The organism is Clostridioides sp. ES-S-0190-01 (genome assembly GCF_020658275.1).
Classification (GTDB): Bacteria; Bacillota; Clostridia; order Peptostreptococcales; family Peptostreptococcaceae; genus Clostridioides.
Genome location: NZ_JACVWA010000024.1, coordinates 1 through 24744 on the forward strand (window position 1 = coordinate 1; position 24744 = coordinate 24744).

General features: G+C 26.7%; 17 protein-coding genes. 16 read left to right on the top strand and 1 reads right to left on the bottom strand.

What is annotated here, in order from left to right; genetic code table 11:
• Positions 1–618, top strand: a 618-nt coding sequence (locus tag IC214_RS09235; RefSeq protein ID WP_227866523.1) for a hypothetical protein, incomplete at its 5' end; no start/stop codon positions are given.
• A gap of 189 nt (positions 619–807) precedes the next feature.
• Here the strand turns inward: IC214_RS09235 and IC214_RS09240 are convergent.
• Complete coding sequence (locus IC214_RS09240) at positions 808–969, bottom strand: hypothetical protein (RefSeq protein WP_018112694.1); 162 nt, start codon at positions 967–969, stop codon at positions 808–810.
• 879 nt (positions 970–1848) lie between these two features.
• Here IC214_RS09240 and IC214_RS09245 point away from each other — a divergent pair.
• From IC214_RS09245 to IC214_RS09315, 15 genes are all read left to right on the top strand, one after another.
• Entirely contained in the window at positions 1849–3522 is a 1674-nt protein-coding gene (locus IC214_RS09245; RefSeq protein WP_227866524.1) for a phage tail protein, read from the top strand.
• Complete coding sequence (locus IC214_RS09250) at positions 3522–5459, top strand: tail fiber domain-containing protein (RefSeq protein WP_227866525.1); 1938 nt, start codon at positions 3522–3524, stop codon at positions 5457–5459. Before IC214_RS09245 ends, IC214_RS09250 begins: the two co-directional genes overlap by 1 nt.
• Positions 5440–5745, top strand: coding sequence for a hypothetical protein (locus tag IC214_RS09255; RefSeq protein WP_227866526.1), 306 nt, complete (start codon positions 5440–5442; stop codon positions 5743–5745). The genes IC214_RS09250 and IC214_RS09255 overlap by 20 nt, the downstream gene beginning before the upstream one ends.
• 13 nt (positions 5746–5758) lie before the next feature.
• A complete protein-coding gene (locus IC214_RS09260; RefSeq protein WP_227866527.1) occupies positions 5759–5926 on the top strand; it encodes a hypothetical protein in 168 nt (55 codons plus the stop codon).
• An 11-nt stretch (positions 5927–5937) separates the two neighbouring features.
• Positions 5938–10251 (top strand): BppU family phage baseplate upper protein, encoded by a 4314-nt coding sequence (locus IC214_RS09265; protein WP_227866528.1) that lies wholly within the window; start codon positions 5938–5940, stop codon positions 10249–10251.
• Between the two features lie 28 nt (positions 10252–10279).
• The gene (locus IC214_RS09270; protein WP_227866529.1) at positions 10280–10591 is read left to right on the top strand and encodes a hypothetical protein; all 312 of its coding nucleotides are present in this window, start codon (positions 10280–10282) and stop codon (positions 10589–10591) included.
• A 19-nt stretch (positions 10592–10610) separates the two neighbouring features.
• Positions 10611–10775: a hypothetical protein gene (locus tag IC214_RS09275; protein ID WP_021383122.1), complete on the top strand. Its 165-nt coding sequence runs from the start codon at positions 10611–10613 to the stop codon at positions 10773–10775.
• Positions 10768–11904: a hypothetical protein gene (locus IC214_RS21170; protein WP_413926657.1), complete on the top strand. Its 1137-nt coding sequence runs from the start codon at positions 10768–10770 to the stop codon at positions 11902–11904. Before IC214_RS09275 ends, IC214_RS21170 begins: the two co-directional genes overlap by 8 nt.
• A gap of 13 nt (positions 11905–11917) precedes the next feature.
• The gene (locus IC214_RS09285) at positions 11918–17098 is read left to right on the top strand and encodes a chromosome condensation regulator (protein WP_227866530.1); all 5181 of its coding nucleotides are present in this window, start codon (positions 11918–11920) and stop codon (positions 17096–17098) included.
• Positions 17099–17117: 19 nt separating this feature from the next.
• Positions 17118–17456, top strand: coding sequence for a CD1375 family protein (locus IC214_RS09290; RefSeq protein WP_227866531.1), 339 nt, complete (start codon positions 17118–17120; stop codon positions 17454–17456).
• Between the two features lie 79 nt (positions 17457–17535).
• Positions 17536–19311 (top strand): hypothetical protein, encoded by a 1776-nt coding sequence (locus tag IC214_RS09295; RefSeq protein WP_227866532.1) that lies wholly within the window; start codon positions 17536–17538, stop codon positions 19309–19311.
• A gap of 468 nt (positions 19312–19779) precedes the next feature.
• A complete protein-coding gene (locus tag IC214_RS09300; protein ID WP_227866533.1) occupies positions 19780–21966 on the top strand; it encodes a hypothetical protein in 2187 nt (728 codons plus the stop codon).
• A 17-nt stretch (positions 21967–21983) separates the two neighbouring features.
• Positions 21984–22316 carry a hypothetical protein gene (locus IC214_RS09305; protein ID WP_227866534.1) on the top strand — a complete coding sequence of 111 codons (333 nt, stop codon included), beginning with the start codon at positions 21984–21986 and terminating at the stop codon, positions 22314–22316.
• Positions 22316–22453, top strand: a complete 138-nt coding sequence (locus IC214_RS09310) for an XkdX family protein (protein WP_227866535.1) — start codon at positions 22316–22318, stop codon at positions 22451–22453. Before IC214_RS09305 ends, IC214_RS09310 begins: the two co-directional genes overlap by 1 nt.
• A gap of 72 nt (positions 22454–22525) precedes the next feature.
• Positions 22526–24733: a hypothetical protein gene (locus IC214_RS09315; RefSeq protein ID WP_227866536.1), complete on the top strand. Its 2208-nt coding sequence runs from the start codon at positions 22526–22528 to the stop codon at positions 24731–24733.
• The last annotated feature ends 11 nt before the right edge of the window (positions 24734–24744 follow it).

Genomic DNA, 24744 nt, shown 5'->3' on the forward strand with positions numbered 1-24744 from the left:
GATAGTTCACTATCAGGACAAAAGAAGGTACAGGAATTAAGAAAAGAATTAGAAGAGGCTAAGAGAGCATTAGAAGATTTAGTTCAAGACCAAATTGATAAAGATGTAAACGATATGTACGATGATGAAAGTGATAGACTCCAAGATGAAGCAGATAAGGCTAAAGAAGATTTGGATAATAAGTATACTAAAGAAGAATTAGCTAGATTAATCAAAGAAGCATTAAACACAGGATTATTCACAGATATAAATGGTGAGGTTCATGATTTACAACAAACATTGCTTGATTTTGCTGATAAGTATGGTGATGGATTAGGGGCTACAGGGGCTATTATAAAAAGTGAATTAGTTGGTAATCTTGAAATTGCTAAAAAAGTAATGGAGGATATGTTAGATATTCAAGATAAATTAGGTGTTGGTGAATATAGCAATTATTCAGTACCTAGAGGTCGTAGTTATCAACCTCAACAATCTAATCAAAATCAATTTAATTACAATGCTCCATTAGTTAGTGTACAAGGTACTATGAATAGGGATATATTAAAAGAAGTAGAAAAAATGATTAAAAAGTCTCAAGATGAACTTGCCAAAGAAATAGTAAGAAAAACTAAATATTAAAATATTATGGCTTTTTATTTTAAAAAAGTTATTTAATTAGAATAATGACAACATTGACAGTTGTGACAATATTGGAGTATAATTATGATATAAATGATATAAAATTTATATCATAAAGACAAAAAGAGACTACAAACTATTTGCAGTAGGGTGTAGTTCTTGAAGTTAACAATAAAAAAAATAATAGATTTATGTATTACTTTCAGAATCACTAGACCCTCCAGTCTGGTGATTCTTTAGTTTTCTAATAGATGCTTTCAAATTTAAGATTGCATCTATCAGCTTCGTCAAATGATTTATTATTCTCGTAATCATAATTATCATTATTAAAAATAAAACTAAGTACTCCATAGTCTCACCCCCTTTCCTGGGGATTTTAACTAAAGAGCCATCACCCTAATAGTCTAAACTGTAGTCTCTAAAAATATTATACCATAAATTACCAATATGTTAAATTTAATATTATATTGACGACAGGAGTAGAATAAAGATATAATACAGATAACAGAAAATTAAAATATTTTACATAAAGAATTTCTACTTATCTATGCCACCTTAAACAAGTGGCTCTTTTCATACTCTGGTATATATTTAAGGAGGTGTTACAAATTATAAATAATATAGTAGATTGTGAACTTCTTATTGAGACAGAAATAAGAATGAAATATATAGATGAAAAAGACCTTGAAGATATTGAAGTGAACTTTGAATAATGAAATGATTTATAATATATCTATTTTGAGTATGTATTAATTGGAATCAATAATCGTCTTTATCTGGTGATTTTTTATTTATTGACTGTAAACGAATCTGTTTTACAAAAAACGTATTTGTGGTATAATAAAAAGTAAGGAATTTAATCTACTTAATACAAAGAGTGATTGTTTCCTTAAAGTTAATTAAAAATCAATTTATCTTTTGAAACCACTCTTATTGGCGTCTGAGTGGTTTTTTGCTTTATCATATATGTAACAAGCTATTAAACTTGATACAATATTTAGGCAAACATTAAACACTACTGTTTCCATAAATTCACCTCCCCATAAAAAAATAAAGTGAGGCTCACCTCCTTCCTTTGAAGAAGTAGGCTAAATATAGAAACAACCACTCTTAGCACTTTCGATTTATAATTCCTTACTATAACAAATTATACCATAATTTAACAATTAATAAAATATTTTAGCCCATTATTAATGATGGGCTTTTTTAATGTAAAGAAGGTGATAAAATATGCATTTTAATGTGAATCTCAAACAAATCCAAAGAGAGTATAATATAACCCTCCATAAAGTTAACAAAGAAATTCTAGGTGAAATTCCAATTGAATTTATAGATAGTTTAACTCGTAGCATTGATGGTACAGATGAAATTCAATTTACCATACCAAAATTTATAACAAATCGCTTTTCATTCCAAAAAATAATAAATCCATTGTATTATGAAGTAAGTAATGAAAGGTTTATATGTGTAGACAATAAAGAGTATTTTGTAATAAAAGAAATAAAAGAAGATGGATATAAGAATAAAGTTATTAGAGCAACATCAGCAGAAGTTAAACTGGGTAAGATAAATTTAAATATTGAAGACATAGGACTACAATTATTTACAGAAGATAAGGATGCTGGAATAATTAGTCTTAATAATTATATGAAAGAAGAAACTGGATGGATTTTAGGCAATGTAGATGACTCAATAGGTTATGAAACTACTGATACTGGAGAAAAAAGAGAAAAGGTAAGGTGGCAAGAAAGTGTAGATAGTAATTGGCATGACTTTTTAATTAATGATATTAAAGAAGAATTTGGATGTGTTGTTCAATTTGATACATATAATAAGAGAGTTCATTTATATGATGTAGATAGTTTTGGAGACAATATAGAATTAGTATTATCTTATGATAACTATATAAAATCACATGAAAAGACTAGAAATTCAGATGAAATAGTCACTAGAATGACTTTAGTTGGAAATGAGGAGATGGACATCATTGGAGCTACTGTAACAGGATATAAATATATTGAAAACTACTCTTATTTTTTAGAAAATGGTGAGATGAGTACAGGCTTAGTGAATGCAATACTTAAGTATAATGAGATGATTAAGTTAAGAGAAGTTGAGTGGTTAAAATTAATAGATGAAAAGAATAAAAAGAAAAAAGAATTAAGGGACAATAAAAATAAACTCCAAGTAATCTACTCTACCATCAATGCACTATATAGTATTAAAAAGACATATGAGACAAATAAAGATACTATTAATGCTGCCAAAGTAGCAGCAGATATAACTAAGAATAATGATAAAAAAGTAATACTTGAAGTAACTATAAAAAATTTAGAACAACAAGTATTAGAATTAGAAGATAGTATAAAGCAAATAAACATATTGTGTAAGAGAGAAACCGCAACTAATGAAAATGGACAATTAATTTTTAATGAAATATTACTAGAAGAATTAAAAGAATTTATTTATTGTGATACTTATACAAATGATTCATTTTTGGAGGTTGAAGACTTAATTGAAACAGGAAAAAGAGAGCTAGAGTTTAAGTGTAGACCAACAGTGGATTGGACAATAGACTCTGTAAACTTTTTAAATAGAATTATTAATATGGAGTTTAGACAGCATTGGAATGGATCATTAAGTGTAGGAGACATAATTATATTTTATGATAGAAATGAAAATACTGAAGATATAATATATTTTGTTGGATATACACAAAACTTTAAAGATGGAAGTTTAAATTTAGATTTATCTAATAAAAAATTAAAGGAAGATAATACAAGAACTATTTCTGATTACTTAACTAAATCAAAACATACTATGGATTCAGTCAATAAGAAAAAGTACTTACTCAATAGACAAAAATTCAATAGAATGAATGTTCCAGAAAGTGTGGTGTCTTAATGGCAATATATGATAATAGTTATACATTAAGTTATATAAGAATAACAGGATGTATAGTGACTTATAATGAAGAAGTTTATACTGTACAAGATGAATCAACAAATAGAAAGTATATATATTGGAACGCAAACAACCCTTATAAGCTTGAAACTTCTAATTTAATGTTAGATAGAAGTAATACAAGGTTTTTAATAGTTATAAATGATAATGGAATTCATACTGAGGTACCTAATGACAGTGATATATTTAGTATAAATTATGATGGAGATTCTCAAAAAAACATAGAGAAAGAGATCTATGCTCTATATGAAACAGATAAAAAACTTGGAGATAGATTTATTTCTGTTGAAAAAGATTTAGATGGAATACGACAAACAGTTGGAGATGTAAAAGAATATACTAGTTATATTAAAGAGAATATTTCAGTTATAGATCAAAAGGCAGATAACATAAATATATTTGTAAAGGAAGCAACTAAAAATTTTAATGACTCTAAAGAGCTTAGTAAATTAAGAGAAGATACAAATAATCTTATAATTAAGCTTAATTCTGATTTAGGATTATTTAATTCTAATATTAATGAATATTTTAGAGATGATGAAATTACAGATATTGAAAAGACTCAAATATCTACACAAATAAGTTTATTAGATACAGATAAATCTAATTTATACACTCAAATACAAAAAATAATTGATAGATGTCAATCAAATAGTGATAGTACAAGTATTGCTGCAATTAATAGCTCTAAAACAGCTTTAGATAATGCACATAATAATCTTAAAACAATAATCAATTCAGTTATATCTGATAATATAATCACACCTTCAGATGTAATTCTAGTTACAAATGGATTTGCAAAGTATAATTTAAAGGTTAATGAACTAAAAAATACTCTTGATGGAGTATTTCTTAAAGGTATGGGTGGAAGTGTTTCAGAAGAATTTGCACAAATAAATGTAAAAGCCAACGAAATAGCTTTGAGTGTGAAAAAACTTGATACTAATGTTGGAGAAATGAGTTCTGAAATCAGGTTAATGGCAGGAGAAATTGCTTCAAAGGTTTCAGAAGGTGACATTTCTTCAATTATAAGGCAATCACCTACAGATATAAGAATTGGATTTAATAAGATAGCCGATTCTGTTGTTATAAATTCTAGTGGTTTAACAGTAAATCAAGGAGCTATAGCATGCGATATATTAACTACTCCATCTGGACATGAACCAATAATCCGATTATTTGGAAGTAGCAAGTCTGGATTTGCAATAGATGCAAGAAAATCTGATGGTGCTAGTCAAGCATCAGCTATAAGATTAAAATATGATAGCAATAATTATTTTTTTGTTGGAAGTGGAAGTGCCGCTATATATATAAATGCTTATGAGAATTATAAATTTGGTTCAAATGATGCTAAATTTGGAGCAAATAAAATAGACGTTGGAGATGATGGATATACAAGAATGGATTTAACAGGAGGAAATTTTCGTCTTTATACTTCTGAAGACTGGGATGATGACAATGGAATAGTAATCTGGAAAAGAGGTGCTATTTCTTTTATGATAAATGGAGAAGAAAGACAACACTTTGCTAGAAATGGTTCTAAATCTGGAGCAATAGAAATAAATGGTACAACATTTGGTATGTCTCCAGTTGACAGTCCTAAACTTTTAATTGAAGATGTTTTATTTGATATAGAGGTCGAAGAAACTGGTACAATAATAAAATTAAATAGTATCTTTTCTCAGAGTATATTAAATTTTGCAATATTTAGTTCTAATAGCAATTGTAAAATCATTGAAAAAGGCAGTGACTATTTTAAAGTTCAAGGCTATACAGGTAAATGTGATTTTAGAATAATAGGAAAAAGAATAGGATATGAACATACATATTATAAAATAATGGGTGGTGAAGAGCAACATGGCAATTGGAAAGAGTAAGTTATTAGCAACAGGTCAACAAGTTTATTATTGGAGAATATCAACTGTAAATATCTCTTATAGTAACAAAATGGCTCAAATTAAAATAGCAGGATATATTTCAGAAGATGCAAGAAGAAATGGTTTAGATGCGGTTGAGTATGAAAACATATCTGTTATGGATGATAATTTTGATACTTATTTTGGAATTAATATATTGGATGAAATAGGTAAAAATCCACTTGAGTCTGGGTACAATTACTTAAAAGAAAATATAGATAAATTTAAAGAGTCTTTGGATATATAAGGAGGAGAATAAAATGGAAGTAAATATACAAAATGCATACACAATAGCTATAGAAGAAATAAAGAGTTTACATAGTGAGCTTATATTATATAAAGCTTTAAATGTACAACATCAAGAGGACATAAATAACTTAAAAACAAAATTAGAAAAGTTTAAGCAAGAAAAAAATAAAAATCAATAGGATGTGATACTTTGAGAAATTATGAAATAAAAAATTATCCTTTAGTATTAGATTTTAGTAACTATAAAATAAATAAAAGTCTCGTAGATTCATTTATTTATGATGAAAATGATACAAACACAGCAGTAATAACAGTAGAACTTAAAAATAATGATAAATCAATTGATTTATCAGTTTATGATTACATAACTCTAAACATAAAAAAAAATGATGGAACAACAATTGATCAACAATGTAAGATCATAGATGAATCTAAAGGAATAGTAGAAATAATATTTTCAAAACAAGCACTATTATGTTCAGGTCTAAACTCATTTCAAATAGCACTAATAAATGAAGAAAGTCAAATGTTCTCTCCAAAAGTTTTCTATAGAGTAGAAGAAGGAGTTTTAAATGATAGTGATATAGTAAGTTCAGATGAATACTCAGTTTTGATGATTCTTATATCTCAATATAAAGATAATTTAAAAGAACTAAAAGATTTAAAGGTAAAAATAGAAAATATTGAAATTACTATACTTAAAAATGAAGAATTAAGAGACTCAGCAGAACAAGAAAGAATAGCCTCAGAAATTATTAGAAAAGATCAAGAAATTACTCGTCAAAATCAAGAGATAGATAGACAAAACTCTATACAAGAAATGGAATCAGAAATTGATGATAAAATTACTGACATTCAATATCAATTTGATGAAAAAGCCCAACAAATAACTGATGATATCAATGAAACTAAAGAAAATTTAATTGAAGATATAACAAATACTAAAGATAATATAAATCAAGACATATTGACAACTAAAACTGATTTAATTAAATCAGTTAATTCTACCAAAGAAACTCTAGTTACAGAAGTAACAACAGTCAAAACTGACTTAACAAACTCATTTAATGAAACCAGAGATAATGTAATTGCTGATATTTCAACAACTAAAACTGATTTAATAAACTCAATTAATTCTACTAAAGAAACTTTAACTACAGAAGTGACAACAGCCAAAACTGACTTAATTAATTCTGTAAATACATCTAAAGATACTATGGAAAATAAAGTACAAGAAGCCATAGATGCGATTCCATCAAAAGACGAATTGAAGGGTAAAGATGGACTTGGATTAGAGATAAAAGGTAGTGTAGATACTGTAGATCAGTTACCAACAGACCCAACTATAAGTGATACTTATTTCGTTGGTTATGATCTATATATATATGATGGTGCTGAATGGAAAATAATAAAAGATTTAAGAGTTAAAGGGGACAAGGGTGATACTGGTTTAACAGGAAAAAGTATAGAGTTTATATGGGATAATACTCAATTAGGTATTCGTCAAGAAGGATCAACTGAATATATATATGTAAATTTAAAAGGAGATACTGGAGAACAAGGATTATCTCCATATGATTTAGCAAAATTAAATGGATTTGAAGGTACAGAATTAGAATGGTTAAATTCATTAAAAGGATTAGATGGATTTACACCAACAATTGGGGAAAATGGTAATTGGTTTATTAATAATGTTGATACAGGACAATCCTCAATTGGGTTAAAAGGTGAGCAGGGAGATAAAGGTGATATTGGTATCATAGGAAAATCAGCTTATGACGTTGCTATAGAAAATGGATTTGAGGGAACAAAAGATGAATGGCTATTATCCTTAAAAGGTGAAGAAGGAGATACTCCATTAATAGGTGAAAATGGAAATTGGTTTATAAATGGAGAAGATACTGGTAAACAATCAAAAGGTGATAAGGGAGATATAGGAAGTGGCTTAGAAATAAAAGGATCTTTTGACACTGTAAATGAACTCCCATCAGAAGGAACAATTGGGGATGCTTATTTAGTGCAGCAGCACTTATATGTTTGGGACAATATAAAGAAATGGATAGATTGTGGAATAATTCAAGGGCCACCTGGTAAAGATGGAGCTTCTACTTGGGATGACATATTAGACAAACCAGAAACATTTAATCCTACAAATCATACACACTTAATGAGTGATATATCAGGATTAAAATTGGATGCAGATACTGTTACGTATAATAATAAAATTAGTAATTTAAATTCCATAAATGTTCAAAAAGCAATTGATGAATTAAAAGGGATTGTAGATAGTAAATCTGATTCAATTATGTATACCAAAAATGTTGAGCAAAATGAATGGAAATTGACAAATGATTTGTACTCAATAGAAATTCCACATAACTTATCTTCTAAAAACTTATTTATTAGTATATTAAACAATGATACTAATATAAATTTGATTTCTTCTTATAAGATAATTGATATAGATACAATTGAGATATACAATGACGAAGCAATTAATGCCACTGTTGTTGTTTTAGGAAATAGCTCTAATGTATCATATATACCAGTAATTGGAGACAATGGAAATTGGTTTATAAACAATGTTGATACAAAAAAAAGTTCTATTGGAATTACTGGAGATAAAGGGGAACAAGGAAATATAGGATTAACAGGTGATAATGGTAAATCAGCCTATGAAATTGCACTTGAAGATGGATTTGTTGGTTCTAAAGATGAATGGTTACTATCTTTAAAAGGTGATGAAGGTATAACACCGATGATTGGTGATAATGGTAACTGGTTTCTTGGAAATATTGATACAGGAAAAGTATCAAAGGGTGAAAAAGGTGATGTTGGAACTGGATTACAAATAAAAGGAGCATTTGATACTGTAGAAGAGCTTCCTCAAGAAGGCAATACTGGTGATGCTTACTTAATTCAAAGACATCTATATATCTGGGATAACATAAAAAAATGGGTAGATTGTGGCGTAATTCAAGGTGAAAAAGGTGAAAAAGGTGAAAATGGAACATCTAACTGGGAAAATATATTAAATAAACCAGACAAATTTAATCCAAGCAAGCATATTCATGCTATGGATGATATAGAAGGACTAAAGTTAAGTGCAGATACTGTTACATATAATAATGAAACAAGTAATTTAAAAGCTGTAAATTTACAAAAAGCTATAGATGAATTAAAAAGTGAAATAGATACTAAATCTGAGTTAATGATTCATACTCAAAATATAACATTAGATAATTGGTTAGAAAAAGATGATTTATATTATATAGAAATAAATCATAATCTCTCTTCTAAGAACTTATTTATTAGTATCTTAAATATTGATACCAATATAAATCTAATAACTTCATATAAAATTATCAACGATAATACCATTAATATATATAATGATACACCTGTTAATGCAAATGTTTTAGTAATATCAGACAATATAAACATAAATTATTTGCCAACTATAGGTGAGAATGGTAACTGGCATATCAATAATATTGATACAGGAAAAAGCTCAATTGGTAAATCAGGTCTAAAAGGTGATAAGGGAGACATAGGTTTAACTGGTGCTACTGGCAAATCTGGTATAACTCCAACGATTGGAAATAATGGTAATTGGTTTCTTGGTGATACTGATACTGGTAAAAGTTCAATAGGGAAAACTGGTTCTAAGGGTGACACTGGTAAATCAGCCTATGAAATTGCACTTGAAGATGGATTTGTTGGTTCTAAAGAAGATTGGTTATTATCCTTAAAAGGCAATAAAGGAGACAAGGGTGATGTTGGCAATGAAGGAAAAACAGCGTATGATGTTGCACTTGAGGAGGGATTTGTTGGAACAAAAGAAGATTGGCTCAACTCATTAAAAGGAAATAAAGGTGATATTGGTATAACTGGTACAAATGGAGATTCAGCATATGAAATTGCATTAAAAAATGGATTTTCAGGTAATTCTGAAGAATGGTTAATTTCACTAAAAGGTGATAAGGGCGATATTGGTGTAACTGGTAAATCTGCCTATGAGATTGCATCTGAAAATGGATTTTTAGGTAATATTACAGAATGGCTAAGTTCTTTAAAAGGTAATAAAGGAGACAAAGGTGATTCTGGAGTATCAAATTGGAATGATATTAGTGGAAAACCTAGTTCTTTTAATCCCTCTTCTCATAATCATGGATGTACTTCTAACAAGTCTCCCACTAGCGGTTATATTTCATTAGGTTCAGATTTAGGAGGATTAATAATAGAATGGACTCAAATTAAATTATCATTCACAGGTGCTGATACCAAAAGAGGTGGTGGAAATTTACCTATAGCATTTCCTAATGCATGTATTGGTTTATACAGTGCTATATCTTCAGCTGGAGATAATGCATGCTTTTCTCATGGAGTTGCAAAAGAAAGTGGCCTAACATCTACAAAGTTTGGTTATCATGTTAAAGCAGCAGGTTCAGTCGCTGATATAGAAGGATCACTTACTTTATATATACTTGCAATTGGGTATTAGAATCTATAACTTCTAGAAGGAGGTAAAAATGAGAAAGATATTTAAGATGGGTCTGAAAAAAGATTTAAAATCATTCAATGGATTTTATATAGAAAACATCCATAAAAATAATATACCTAAGTCTTATATAAATATTGCAGAAGATCTTTGGAGTTATTTATTAGAACTAGGTGATTTTAAATTTATAGGAGATTATAAAAGAAAAAAAGATTTATATACTGTTCAAGAAAAAGATGAGTTTGAAAAAATTATTCCAGATTCTTATTCTGAAAATAACATAGCCTTAGAAGATAGAATTTCTGCAATTGAACAAGCAATATTAGCCATATTATTAAAATAATTGACTGGAGGTGAGTTAAATGAACTCATTATATAACTTTCTACTTAATATGTGGAAAATTGGTAATATAGATGAAAAATATATAAACACTATGTCATCTAATAAAATTATCACATCAGAGGAAAGAGATATGATAATCTCTACATCTAAAATAAAATGTAAAGGAGTAGATAATATTGGATAGTAATAAAATTTTAAAGTTACAGGCTGAAGATATAAAATATAATAATGTTATTAGTGGATTAAATTCCACTAATACTAAAGAAGCAATAGATGAATTAAGGAATTTAATAAGGCAACCTGATTCTATCTATAGTGCAACATTAGACATTGATTTAAATGACTGGAAATTAAAAGATGATTTTTATTATAAATCTATAAAGCATAACTTAGATTCTAAATGTTTATTGGTAAGCATAATAGAAAAAAACACACAAAATAGTTTATTGTGTTCATATAAAATAGTTGACAATGACACAATTGAAATATTTAATGAAATTGCTATTAATGCAACTATAAATATAGTAGGTATCAACACAGATATAACACCTATTCCAAGTATAGGTGAAAATGGTAACTGGTTTATAAATGGAGAAGATACTGGTAAGTCATCTAAAGGAAATAAAGGTGATATTGGCAATGAAGGAAAATCTGCATATGAAACATGGAGAGGTATATCTCAAAATAAAGATAAAACTGTCCAAGAATTTATAGAGAGTCTAAAAGGGAGTAAAGGCGATACTGGGGTAACACCTTCAATCGGAGAAAATGGCAATTGGTTTATAGGTGAAAATGATACTGGTAAACCATCTAGGGGAGAAATTGGAGATTTAAATATTGACACAAGCTTTAGCGAACTAGAAACTGAAAGTAAAAAAATTCTTGAAGCCATAAATGAAATTAATAAAAAAGCTGTAGATTCTAATGGAGATATAACTGGAGATATAGCTGTTGAATTAGCTATATTAAAAAATAACTATGCTATACTTCTAAATAAAATGTTAGATTTTTCAATAGAAATGGATTTAGAACAAAATGCTACAATAGATGAAGCTGGATACTGGTATGATACATTAAAAGATAATAAAAATATAATAGCTATGAATGATTTAAAATTAGATACAATAGGAAAATGTATAAGGGGTATTTATGGAAGTGTAACATTTCGAAATACTGAGATTCCTTTTATATCCAATAAACTTAGATATATTCATGAATTAAATAATAACTCAATTGATAATACTGTAAGTCAAACTTATCCTAAAGATTCTACCCAAATTAATTTAGGAAAATATAAATATAAAATAAGATAAAGAGGTGTTTTTATTGATAAAAAAAACAAAATTATTTCAAAGAGGAAAATACTTTAATAATGATAGCATAAATTTAAATAAGTTTGATAGAACTTATGATTCATTTAATTTTGTAGGTTTTTTTACTGGATATGCAGATGTTAGTTTTGCATTAGACAAAAATAATAATGCTTATGCTTGTGGAAACAATACTGAGTACATGTTAGGTTTAGGTAAAGATACTAAAACTGTTAAAACATTTACAAAACTCCCAGTAAGTAATGTCAAAATGATAGCTGTTGGTACAAATCATGCCTTATTATTAACTAATGATGGGTTTGTCTATGCAGCAGGTAGAAATGACAAAAACCAATTCGGAATTGGTAAACTTCCAGATACAATATATTATGAGTTTACTAAATTATCTCTACAAAATGTAAAATATATAGCTTGCGGAGAAGGTTCTTCTTATTATATAGATAATGATAATTTGGCATATTCATGTGGCAATAATAATTATGGTCAATTAGGTTTAGGAACAAATGCTGATATAAAAGATACACTTAATAGAGATACATTTACAAAAATTAATATAGATAATGTTAAATCGATTTATACATCTTTATATAGTGCGTATATAATTAAAAATGATAATACATGCTATTCTTGTGGATTTAATGGATCTGGACAACTTGGTTTAGGTGATAATAATAATAGAGATATATTTACAAAAATTAATATAGACAATGTAAAAAAAATAAGTGTTGGTTCAAATCATACAGCTTTATTAAAAGATAATAATGAACTATATTTTACTGGATATAATTCTAATGGAGAATATGGAGATAATACTATTATAAGTAAAAATATATTTACTCTATCTAACGAAAAAAATATACTAGATGTAAATTGTTCATATAATCATACTTTTATTCTAAAAAATGATGGAAGTTTATATAGTGCTGGTTACAATAAATATGGAGAATCTTTAATAGATAATAAATACGATATTATAAATACAATAACATACACTAAAGTAACAGATAATATAAAAAGTATCTATAGTAGTAAACAACATTCATTTCTAATAGATAAAGATAATAATATTCTAGTTGGTGGGTTAAATAACTTTAATCAATTAGGATGCTTTTTTAATGAAATGATTATATATTCTCCTACTAAGTTTAATTTTCATAATACAGATAATATAAAAAATATATTTAAATATAAAGATAAAATAATGTTAACAAAAGATAGCTGTGAAATACAAAATGTAAAACTATATGATAATTTTCATGACTATAAACAGATTCTTTTAACAGATTATACTATGTTTATATTATTAAATAACGGAAATTTATACGCATGTGGATATAATATTAATGGACAACTTGGATTAGGAGATACAAAAAATAGGTCAATATTCTGTAAAGTTCCTGTTGATAATGTAAAAGAAGTTTACTCTGATAGGCTTGGATATACTACATTTATAATGAAAAATGATGGTTCTATATGGTCTTGTGGATTAAATACTAGTGGTCAATTAGGGGTAGGAGATAAACTTAATAAAAGCTTATTTCAATTTGTTAATGTTAGTAATATACAACAAATATGCATCGAATCTAATTATACAATGATTTTAACAACTGAAGGAACTCTTTTAGGTAGTGGTAATAATTCATATGTTTTAAAGAATAATAATGTTTCTATTTTTACAAATCAAATGGATAATTTAAGTATAAAAATAAAAAAAATCGCATCTTATGATAATAATTTTTATTTAATTGAAGATTCTACTAATTATTTATATGTTAAAGGTTTAAATAATTATTATGAACTAGGACTTGATAATACAAGTACTTATTCATCTTTTGTTAAAGTATCTAATTTATATTATAGTAATAGTAGCCTGCCTTGTGTAATAAAAGATGTTATTCCAGTATATAAAGGCTGTGTAGTAATTAATATGAATGATAGAATGTTTACAACTGGTTACAGTTATATGGATTACACAGCATCAAATTCTGATAATACTTCTTCTGTAAAATGTTACCGTTTTGGAACTAAAAGAGCTTACAATGCTGTTGTTGATTTTTCAACAAGATTCTTTGAAGACTATAATAGATTAAACCAACAATACGATTCAAAATTTTTATCTAATAATGCAATAGGATTAATAAAAGCAAAAGATTCAAATAGTTATTGGGGATGTTTTTTTGAAGCGGATTACTATGACCCTCAGTTTAATGCTGACAATATAGCTGTTTTAAACTATTTCATATTGTATTCAGATAGTAGTGGTCTTAAAATTCGTCCTAATCAATATAATAAACTCAATTATGGTTATATAGAATCATATCCTATAAAAAATGTAAAAGATATTATAAGTACACAAACTAGTTCTATAATAATAGATAGCAATAACAACATATATTGTATTGGAATAAATTATTATAATAAATTTGGAATAGGAAACACAGGACATCATGCTTATACAAACAGATTAGTTAATATAACAGACCAATATAATTCTTATATTACTATGGATGAGATAAAAAAAATAGAAACATCTGACTATGCAACATTTATATTAAAAAAAGATGGTTCTCTATTTTCATGTGGCGATAATGAATATGGTCAATTAGGTTTAGGAGATACAATTAATAAAAATGAATTTACACAAGTTCCGATAGATGATGTAAAAGATATAATTATTAGTAGTGCTACTTCTTTTGTAATAAAAAATGATAATACTATATATTCATGTGGTAAAAATGATAAAGGTCAGTTAGGGTTAAATGATACTAACAATAGAAATATATTTACTGAAATTGATACTAGTTTTAATACTTCTCCCATAAAAAAAATATCATGTGCACCTAGTAATAGTTTCTTATTATTTGAAAATGGATTAGTATACTGCTGTGGAGATAATACTCATGGTCAATTAGGAATTGGTACTTTTGGAAATAACGAAAATAAATTGAAATTTGATTTAATTAATATTAATGATATAAGAGATCTTTATTGTAGTTCTAGTATCTTAGCAGTTATAAACAATAATAATGAATTGTATATGTGTGGTGATAATACATATGGACAAATTGGAATGGGTACTCAAACTAGACAACTTACACTTATTAAAAAAGGGCAAAATATAAAAGAAGTGATAATTGCAGGATTAAATACTTTTATAATTTCATATCAAAATACTTGTAGTGTTACTGGTAAAAATAGTAATAAATGTTTAGGATTAGATATGAATTCTACTATTACAACTTTTAATGAATTATCATTGCAAAATGTAAAAAAAATAGTTTGTAATAGCAACACAACTTTATTTTTAACACTAGATAATAAATTATATTCTGCTGGTCATAAAAATTATGGTTCAACTCATGCTAATTCTACTTATACTTTAATAAAAGAAAATGTAAAAGATATTTTTAATGATAGTGAATGCTGTTATTATATAGATATGAATAACAATTTATTTGGTAGTGGTACTAATTCATTTGGGCAATTAGGACAATGTAGTACTGGTGTAATAGCTTCATATATTAAAATAAGAAGTAATGTTAAAATGTTATATACTAATGCGTATTCTATTTATATTCAAAAAAATACAAATGATTTTGAAGTTTGTGGTTCTAACACCAAAGGACAATTAGGAATAGAAAATACCTATGAAAGCAGATATAACAATTATAATTATTGTACAGAACCTGTCCCTTTACCTTTTGTAATGGGAGATATAATAGATATTAAAAAAGAATATAATTATCTATTAATTAATAATAAAGTAATAGTCCCTACAGATACAGATATAAATTATTCAAATATATTTGGTGATACATATATAGAATATGAATACATATCATTACCATTTGATAATATAAAAGAAGTAGCCATATCTAGAACACATGTAATAGTTCTATTAGAAAATGGAGAAGTCTATGGATGTGGTTCTAATGAATATGGAGAATTATTTAAAGAATTAACAGTAAAAAGGTATGACAACTTTACTAAATTAAATATAACTCACATTAAACATATAGCATGTGGAAATAACTTTACATATTATATAGATTCAATAGATAATAGTTTAAAATGTATAGGAAAAAATACTAATTATGAATTAGGATTAGGACATAATGAAACTGTAAACACAGTTCAAACTATATCTTCTGTTACTAATTTAAAAGACATAAAGATAACAAATAATTACATTCTTGCTCTAACAGAAAATAATATTTTATTTGCACAAGGATTAAACATTAATTGCTGTTTTGGATTAGGATTAGATACAAAAGATGTAGTATACAAATTATTTATAAAAATAGCAGATAATATAAAAGAATTAACACAAATAGATGATAATAATATATTTTATATAGATAATAATAACAATTTACAAGTTGCAGGTAAAAACACCCCAGCTTTTCATATAGATGATGCATTATATTACATATCTAGTTTTTCACCAATTCCATTAGATGAAATAGATAATATAGTTGATATGTTATCAACTGATGATACTTTATATATAATATCAAGAATTTCATCAGAAGATACTAATATAGAATTAGTAGGTAAAACATTAAATTCTGTTAGGGTAAATATACAAGACGTAAACAATGATATAACAAAAGTAGAAATGATTATAAATGGAGAATCCATAGAAACACTATCTAAAACAAGTGTTGATTCAATTATATTCAATATACCAAAAGATAAATTAAAAATAGGTAGCAATAGAATAATGTTTAAAGCCTATTCTAAATATGAAAACCTATATGATACTATGTTTATATATAAAGAATCAACAGGTAATGAGAATATTATTGGAAGTTCAATTTTAATAAACAATAAAATTTATAAAATATCAGATGTTATAGATCAAGATATAGATGACATCATAATCATATTAGATAGAGGTTTAGAAGATGAATTACAATCTGAAGATACCATATCTATATTATTGAATAACATAAAAGTTCAAGTAAGAACAAATAAAACTGGACTTTTTAAAGATATCTTATTAAAAGAAATCAAAAAAGTTGATTCTGGATACCAAGAAATCTATGAATTCGAAGAATCAAATATGTCTATGGTACAACCAAAGATAATAGTTGAAAAAGGTGATAAATGGACGTCTATAAAAAGACCTTCAATATTACTAAGCTATGATCCATCACAATTCCAACAAAACTAAATAATAATAGGAGGTAAAAATGTTAAAAATAGACAAAAGAAAAATACATGATATTAAAAATAGAAAAGAAAATGACATTAAGCTTAATATTATAGATACAAGTCAAATAGCTCAAAACAATGACATTACAGATTTAATGTTGGCAACTGCTGAAATATGTGAAATGGTATTGGATAGCCAATCAAAACCATCTACTATGTCATTAAAAAATATAAAATTAAATGAAGGAGGAAATAGTATGGCAGCAATTTATGTAGGATTAATAGAAAGAGGTTTAAAAACAATTGACCAAGTACCTGTAAAATACAGAGAAGAAGTAAGAAAAATGTGTGAAGCACTAGAAATTCCATTATCATAGAACTTTAAGAGTTCTTTTTTTATGCTTAAAATAGAGAGTTACTAATGTGACTCTCTAACTTAAAGAAGAAGGTGATGAATTGTTAAATGAAGAAATAATAAAAAAGTTAAAGAATGTACCTAATAGCACTAATGATGAAATTATAAAAGTTAATACAAATATAGATAATACTAAAGGAGAGTTGAATGATAAAATAGGAGATACAACTCTACTTAAAACAACAGATAAAACAAGTCTTGTAAATGCAGTAAATGAGGTAAAAATAAATTTAAATAATATAGAAACTATAGCAGAGAAAATAAGCATAAAAGATACAGATAATTTTTTTTCAAGTGAGGATGTAGAGGGAGCATTAAAAGAACTTTTTCAAAATGTCGATAATGGGAAAAACCTAATTGCTAGTGCCATTACCGACAAGGGTATTAATACTAGCAAAGATGATACTTTTCAAAAAATAGCTGAAAATATAAATAAATTAGTAAAACTTAACCATCCGCCTATATTAAGTAATATAACTGTATCAAATATTAAAGTAAGAGGCTCTTATACACTGAATTATACTTGTACAGATGAAGATAAAGATACATTAATTCATAAACTTAAAATAGGAGATAATGATTTTATTTCTATTAATCCTAGTAATAATGACAATAATTTTACTTATATAGGAAATGGACTAAGTCATAATACCAGCTATACTTGTTACATAGAAGTAAGTGATGGTGATAAAATAGTATTATCTAATCCATTCACAATAACTATACCAAAAGCAGAGGTATATGGAGTTAAAATTGATGAAAGCAACAGTAATCCATTAACTTGTGTGACTTACATTGAAAGTGCTCAAGGAGTAATACCTGCCAATTCAACTGGTTATGGAGGATGGTCAAATATATACCCTTTTAAAGATATAAAACCTTGTGGTTTTAAGTCTGGAAAGTTATACAAATATATTAATCCACAAAATTTTTCTAAATATTTAGATGGAAGTGATGTCAGTGGAGATGTTGACGTAATGATTGAGTTTCCAAAGATATATTGGAAGTTTACCACAACAACTAATGGCTATGAAATAAGAATATCAGAAGCTAGAATTGATAACAATTACATATGCATGGCTCATACTGTTGGTTCTACTGAAAAAGAAAATATATATATTGGTGCATATTTAGGGTATAATATTGATGGCAAATTAAGAAGTGTTTCTGGCTATACACCTACTGTGTCAAAAACTATTGGAGAATTTAGATTACATGCCCAAGCTAATGGATCTGGGTATCAACAATATAATTATTACTGTATGTTAATGTTACAAATATTATATTTAATAATGTACAAATCTCTTAATAGCCAGTTGCAACTTGGGTTTGGATATACTGATGAAGCAGAGGAATATATGACTACAGGAGGAACAAATTCTAATGGAATGATTTATGGGTCTAATGGCAAGAAACAAATTAAATTTTTAGGAATAGAGGATTTGTGGGGGAATTATAATCAATGGGTAGATGGGTTTTATAGTGATAATGATTTAAACATGATGATAAGTGATAATTCAATATTTAATGATAAGGGAACTGGATATATAAATCGGGGACAGGGTGCAAATCAAGAATTTAATGGTTCTATAAGGAGAGTTCAAGCTACTAATCATGGTGGATTTATAATAAAATCATCTGATAATGGAGCAAGTGATAAATATTATTGTGATGCTGGTGCCTTATTTTCCAATTCTGTACCAATAACAGGAGGATTTAAGGGGATTGGGTCAGTTGCAGGAATTTTTCTTTTCATGGTTAGTTATTCCTCTTCATACTCTGATAATAAATTTACTTCTAGGTTAGTGTACATGTAAAAAATTAGTTATTTTAGCATGAATATATAATTCTAAATAATAAATTTATCTCGTTGATAATATAAAACATATGGTTATTATGTATATTTAAAAATACTATGCAAGATAAAAATTTATTTTAAGAATATTATGATCAAAAAACATTTTACATTGTTTATATGTTTGAAAAATATGGATGTAATATAAATGAATTTATTGATACTTTTTAAAATACATAAAAAACATCAATCCTCTGTTAGTAATCCTATAAAGTTAATACAAAATAAATTTAAGGATTATTTAGATTTGATTGTTGAATCTAAATGGGAAAGTTTATAAGAACAGAAATTATATAGAAAGCTAAGATAATATTGTCGTGATCAAGAAAGACTTAGTAAGAACTATATTATATAGTTCTTTTTTTATTAAAAGAAACTAAGGACTATACATAAATGTAGTCTTTTAAATAAAAAAAGAAGGTGATAAATTTTGTTAAATGAAGATGTGGTAAAGAAATTAAAAAATGTACCTAGCGATACTAATTCACAACTTAATAAAAAAACAACTATTAATGATGCAGAAGAATCTGAGACTACAACATATTCATCTAAAAAAATAAAAAGCTTAGTAAATACCATAGAAAATACAGCTAATAAAGTAACTATAGAGGATTTAGCTAATAATTTTACAAGTGACAATGTAGAGGAAGCATTAAATGAGCTTTTTCAATCTGTCAGTAATGGGAAAGAATTAATCGCTACTGCTATTACTGACAAAAAAGTACCAACTAATAGTAGTGATACATTTCAAACTATGGCAAGTAATATTAGTAGTATAAAACAAATGCCAGATATGCCTGATGATGTTGAAGAAGTTTGGTGTTTTTACAATGATTCAAGTGTAAATTCAGTATGCGTAGATTCTAAAGATAATATTTATAATGCTAGTAGTGATATGTCAGTTAAGAAAATATCTTCATTAGGAAAAGAAATATGGAGATTTACAAAGCATACACATTTTGTGAATTCAGTAACAGTAGATTCTGATCTTAATGTTTATAGTGGTGGGGTTGACAGAATCTTAAGAAAAATATCTTCTTCTGGAGATGAAATATGGTCTTTTTCAGGTTTTAAAAACAATATAACATCTATATGTATTGATTTAGATAATCATATAATAGTTGGAATTGCAGATAGTAGTCTGGTTAAAGTATCATATGAAGCGACAAAAATATGGGAATACACAGGAAACACTAACAGTATATTATCAGTAGATGTAGATTCCGCTAATAATTATTATATTGGAAGTGCTGATGAGAGTATAAAAAAGTTATCTAAAAACGGATTATTAATATGGAGTTATATGGACAACATGGGTTCAGTTCATTCAGTGTGTATTGATTCTAACAATAATCTAATAAGTGGTGGAAACGATAAGATTATAAGAAAGTTTAATTCTAATGGCGAGATAATCTGGAAATCTATAAGCCTTTCTACTATATTTTCTTTAACAGTTAATAATGAAAATGAAATATATTGTGGATGTGATGATAAAACTATAAAAAAGATATCTCATGATGGATTAAAAATATATGAATTTATGGTACACACTAATCGAGTAAAAACTGTAACTTTAGATAGTAAAAATAACATACTAAGTGGTAGTAGTGACAATACCTTAAAAAAATTTCAACAAAATTTAGGTATTCTAGTTACAAAAGATAACCAAAGCGAAATACATAAGGTAACTAAATTAGGAACTCTTGTAGAAGAAGTATATCCTTATCCTGATAATATATGGACAACTAATCTTGATGTTGACATAATCATGTCAACATATATAGATTTCAATGATAATATAATAAATTGTGATGGATTTGATAGATCAGTAATTAAAACATCGCCTTCAGGTGATCTTATCTGGAAATATAATTTTTTATTTAGTTTAGGTATATATTCAGTATGTACTAATAATGACGGTTTAGTGTACTGTGGAGGCATCAGCAATCTAATGTTTTTATCTGATCCTGATGTTGTTTCTAATGAATTGCCTTTACATTCAGATATCATTATTAGTCTAGCAATTGATAATAGTAATAATTTAATAAGTGGTAGTTATGATAATACTATTATAAAAACATCATTAGAAAGAGACGATACATTCATGAAGTCACTCTGGACATTTACAGGACATACTGACCATATTACTGTAGTTACAGTTGATTTACATGATAATGTGTATAGTGCTAGCAATGATAAAACAGTAAGAAAAATATCTTCTGATGGTGTTGAAATATGGAAATTTATAGGGCATACTGATTCTGTAAATTCAGTGTGTGTAGATTCTAAATATAATGTATATAGTGCTAGTAATGATAAAACAATAAGAAAAATATCTTCTAATGGTGTTGAGATATGGAAGTTTTCAGGTCACACTGATTCTGTAAACTCTGTATGTGTAGATTCAGAGTTTAATATTTATAGTGGCGGATCTGATAGTACAATAAGAAAAATAGCCCATAATGGTGTTGAGATATGGAAATCAACATCTTTTACTAAGTCAATTAAATCAATATTATTAGATTCATCTAATAATATTGTTATAACTTATAATCTTAATACTATAAGTAAATTGAAAAATACACATGTATTACAAAAAGTAGCTTATTATAACTAATTTTAGGAGGAAATAGAATGCAAAAATACTTAACAGGATTGGAATATAAGGAAGGTAACATTTATAAAGTGAATTTAATACATAATATGCCATTTGATAAAGTTAATGGCTTAGGAAAATCAGCTCAAGAATTGGAATTGAATGGTGTTCTAATTGATACATTAATTGAAGCTGAACATAAGGAAGGGTTTGCATCTATTATGTATGTAGATAAGACAACAAAAGAGATTACATATGAGTATGTAGAAATACCATTGACACCAGAACAAGAAGCTCTAAAGAAAGTCAAAGAATTAGAATTAGAAAATGCTAATATAAACTATGCACTAATGATGGGAGGATTAATATAATGTTAGGATTTGAAAAAATAAAATACTATTATAATAATAACATGTGGACTAAAGAAATGGTTAAAAATGCAGTACTTAAAGAAAAGATAACAGCGAAAGAATATAAAGAAATAATAGGTGAGAACTATATGGCATAGTTCTTTTTTTATTGAAAAAAACTGAGGGCTACATATAAATGTAGTCCTCTAAATAAAAAAGTAGGTGATGGATTGTTAAATGAAGATGTAGTAAAAAATATTAATAAATTGGATAAAGAGCAAGATAACATTAATCTAGAACTTAGTAAGAAAGCAAGTAAAGAAGATTTAGAAAAAGTAATACAAAATGGCACTAATGTAGCTGTATCTAAAGATATTTCAACAAGTGATTGGATGCTAGAAGAAAATACATATACAACTATAATTGAACATAATCTTGTAACTAGAAAAGTACTTATAAGTTTAATGGAAAAAACTACTAATAATAACATATTTTGTTCATATCAAATTTTAGATGATAATAGGATAAAAATTTTTAATGAATCAAACAATGAACTTGAATGTATAGTTGTAAATGGAAACTCAGCTATAAATATGGTTTCAGCAACTATTGATGATAATAGAAGCACTGAAACAACAACTTATTCTTCCACAAAAATAGAATCATTACTAAAAGCTTTAAAGAATAAAATTAATGATGTAGAAAATCTAAAAGAAACTGAAAATATAAAATGTACTACTGATACAGCCGAATATATAATAGAAAATAGTAAGAAAGGTTATCTAACTAATTTTAATATAGAAGGAAAGACATTAGTCAATTTGGCGTCTACAAACATGTTTACATTAGAAGGAAATAGTACTAAAGAAGGAGCTTTTATAAAATTGAATAATAGTGCTACATATGTAAAATTGTTAAATAGATTAAATACAGGCATATACACTTTGATTGTAAATGTAACAGATATAAATGTATCTTATACTATACATACAATTCTTAGTGGAGGCGGTAATAAAGAAGTATTTACTAAAAGTGGAAACCAAGTTTTAAAATTAAATATGGATAATAATATAGACAAATTAAGAGTATATATAACAGATTCAAGCGATGCTTTAAATATACAAATGTTGTTATTAGAAGGTGATTATACAAATAAATATGTTCCTTATTTTGAAGGGTTACAAAGTGTTGGTCAAGGGGACAATATAGAGCTTCTGAGTTATCAAGGTGAAAATTTATTTGATGGAACTTATCAAGATGGATATTTTAATGGAAATTCATTAGAAGAGGAGTTTATACAAGGGATGCCTTGCATAACTACAAATTGGATTGATTGTAATCCAAATGTAGAATATTATTTCTTAGGTGGTAATAGAAAACAAATTCAATTTAAGAATGAGAATAACATATTTAAATCAGTTATATTAAATTCAAATAACTTTGAAACACCTACTGATTGTACTCATTTTAGAGTGTATTATGCACGAACAGACCAGTTTTATTTCCCATTGAATATTTATAAAAAGGGCAATATAAAAATAATACCATATACATTAAGAAGTTTATCTGATGAAATTAAGGATAGAATAGTTTATAAAAATAATAGCTATAAATTAGTACAAAAGTGCAAAGAAACAATTCTTGATGGACAGGAAACTTGGGGAATCCATACAAGTATAGAAAAAGACAACACTATCGTTTTCACAACAAATTTAGGTGTAATTAATTCTAATGAGAATACATGTATCTTAAAATCAGATAAATTTAAAGAAGTGTCAGCCCTTCAATTATCTAACTCAGATTATGAGTGTATAGCAAGTGGTGCAAATAATAACTATCAAACAATGGTAAGAATATCTAAGACAAAAGCTAACAGTTTGGAAACATTTAAAGCTTGGTTAGAGAGTAATAATATTACATTTGTATATCCATTAGAAAGACCACAAGAGATTGAACTTGTGGATTTAAGTATGCAAACATTTGAAGATAAAACAAAATTTTTGTTATCTACAGGAAGTATAATACCAAAAGTAAGTTTTGATTTGACTCAAAATTTTGGTAATAATATAGAAATTCTAAAAAGAAAAATTAATACTTTAGAAAACATATATACTTATAGTAAAACCATAGATTTATCTGATAAGTTGCTAAATGGATGGGAAAAAGCGTATGATATACACCAAGGATTAATATTAAGCAAGATAGGTAATGTTGTTCAAATTTCTTCTGTAATTAAAGATGGTCTATTTACAGCAGGTACAATAATTGTTTATTTACCTAAAGAGTTTACACCAAGTAAGATTGCACCAATACAAATATTTGATAATGGGGAGAGTTTAGGCTCTTTGGAAATAAGACCAGAGGGATATATAAAAATAGCAATAGTTAAGAAAAATAGTACTAGGATAATTTTTAATGGAAGCTATATATTGGATTAAAAGTGAGATTT

Bases quoted from the DNA above. Each gene is read 5' to 3' on its own strand.
- IC214_RS09255 (WP_227866526.1), top strand. From the start codon at position 5,440: ATGGCAATTGGAAAGAGTAAGTTATTAGCAACAGGTCAACAAGTTTAT.
- IC214_RS09310 (WP_227866535.1), top strand. From the start codon at position 22,316: ATGTTAGGATTTGAAAAAATAAAATACTATTATAATAATAACATGTGG.
- IC214_RS09275 (WP_021383122.1), top strand. From the start codon at position 10,611: ATGAACTCATTATATAACTTTCTACTTAATATGTGGAAAATTGGTAAT.
- IC214_RS09270 (WP_227866529.1), top strand. From the start codon at position 10,280: ATGAGAAAGATATTTAAGATGGGTCTGAAAAAAGATTTAAAATCATTC.
- IC214_RS09290 (WP_227866531.1), top strand. From the start codon at position 17,118: ATGTTAAAAATAGACAAAAGAAAAATACATGATATTAAAAATAGAAAA.
- IC214_RS09250 (WP_227866525.1), top strand. From the start codon at position 3,522: ATGGCAATATATGATAATAGTTATACATTAAGTTATATAAGAATAACA.
- IC214_RS09260 (WP_227866527.1), top strand. From the start codon at position 5,759: ATGGAAGTAAATATACAAAATGCATACACAATAGCTATAGAAGAAATA.
- IC214_RS09240 (WP_018112694.1), bottom strand. From the start codon at position 969: ATGGAGTACTTAGTTTTATTTTTAATAATGATAATTATGATTACGAGA.
- IC214_RS09305 (WP_227866534.1), top strand. From the start codon at position 21,984: ATGCAAAAATACTTAACAGGATTGGAATATAAGGAAGGTAACATTTAT.
- IC214_RS09245 (WP_227866524.1), top strand. From the start codon at position 1,849: ATGCATTTTAATGTGAATCTCAAACAAATCCAAAGAGAGTATAATATA.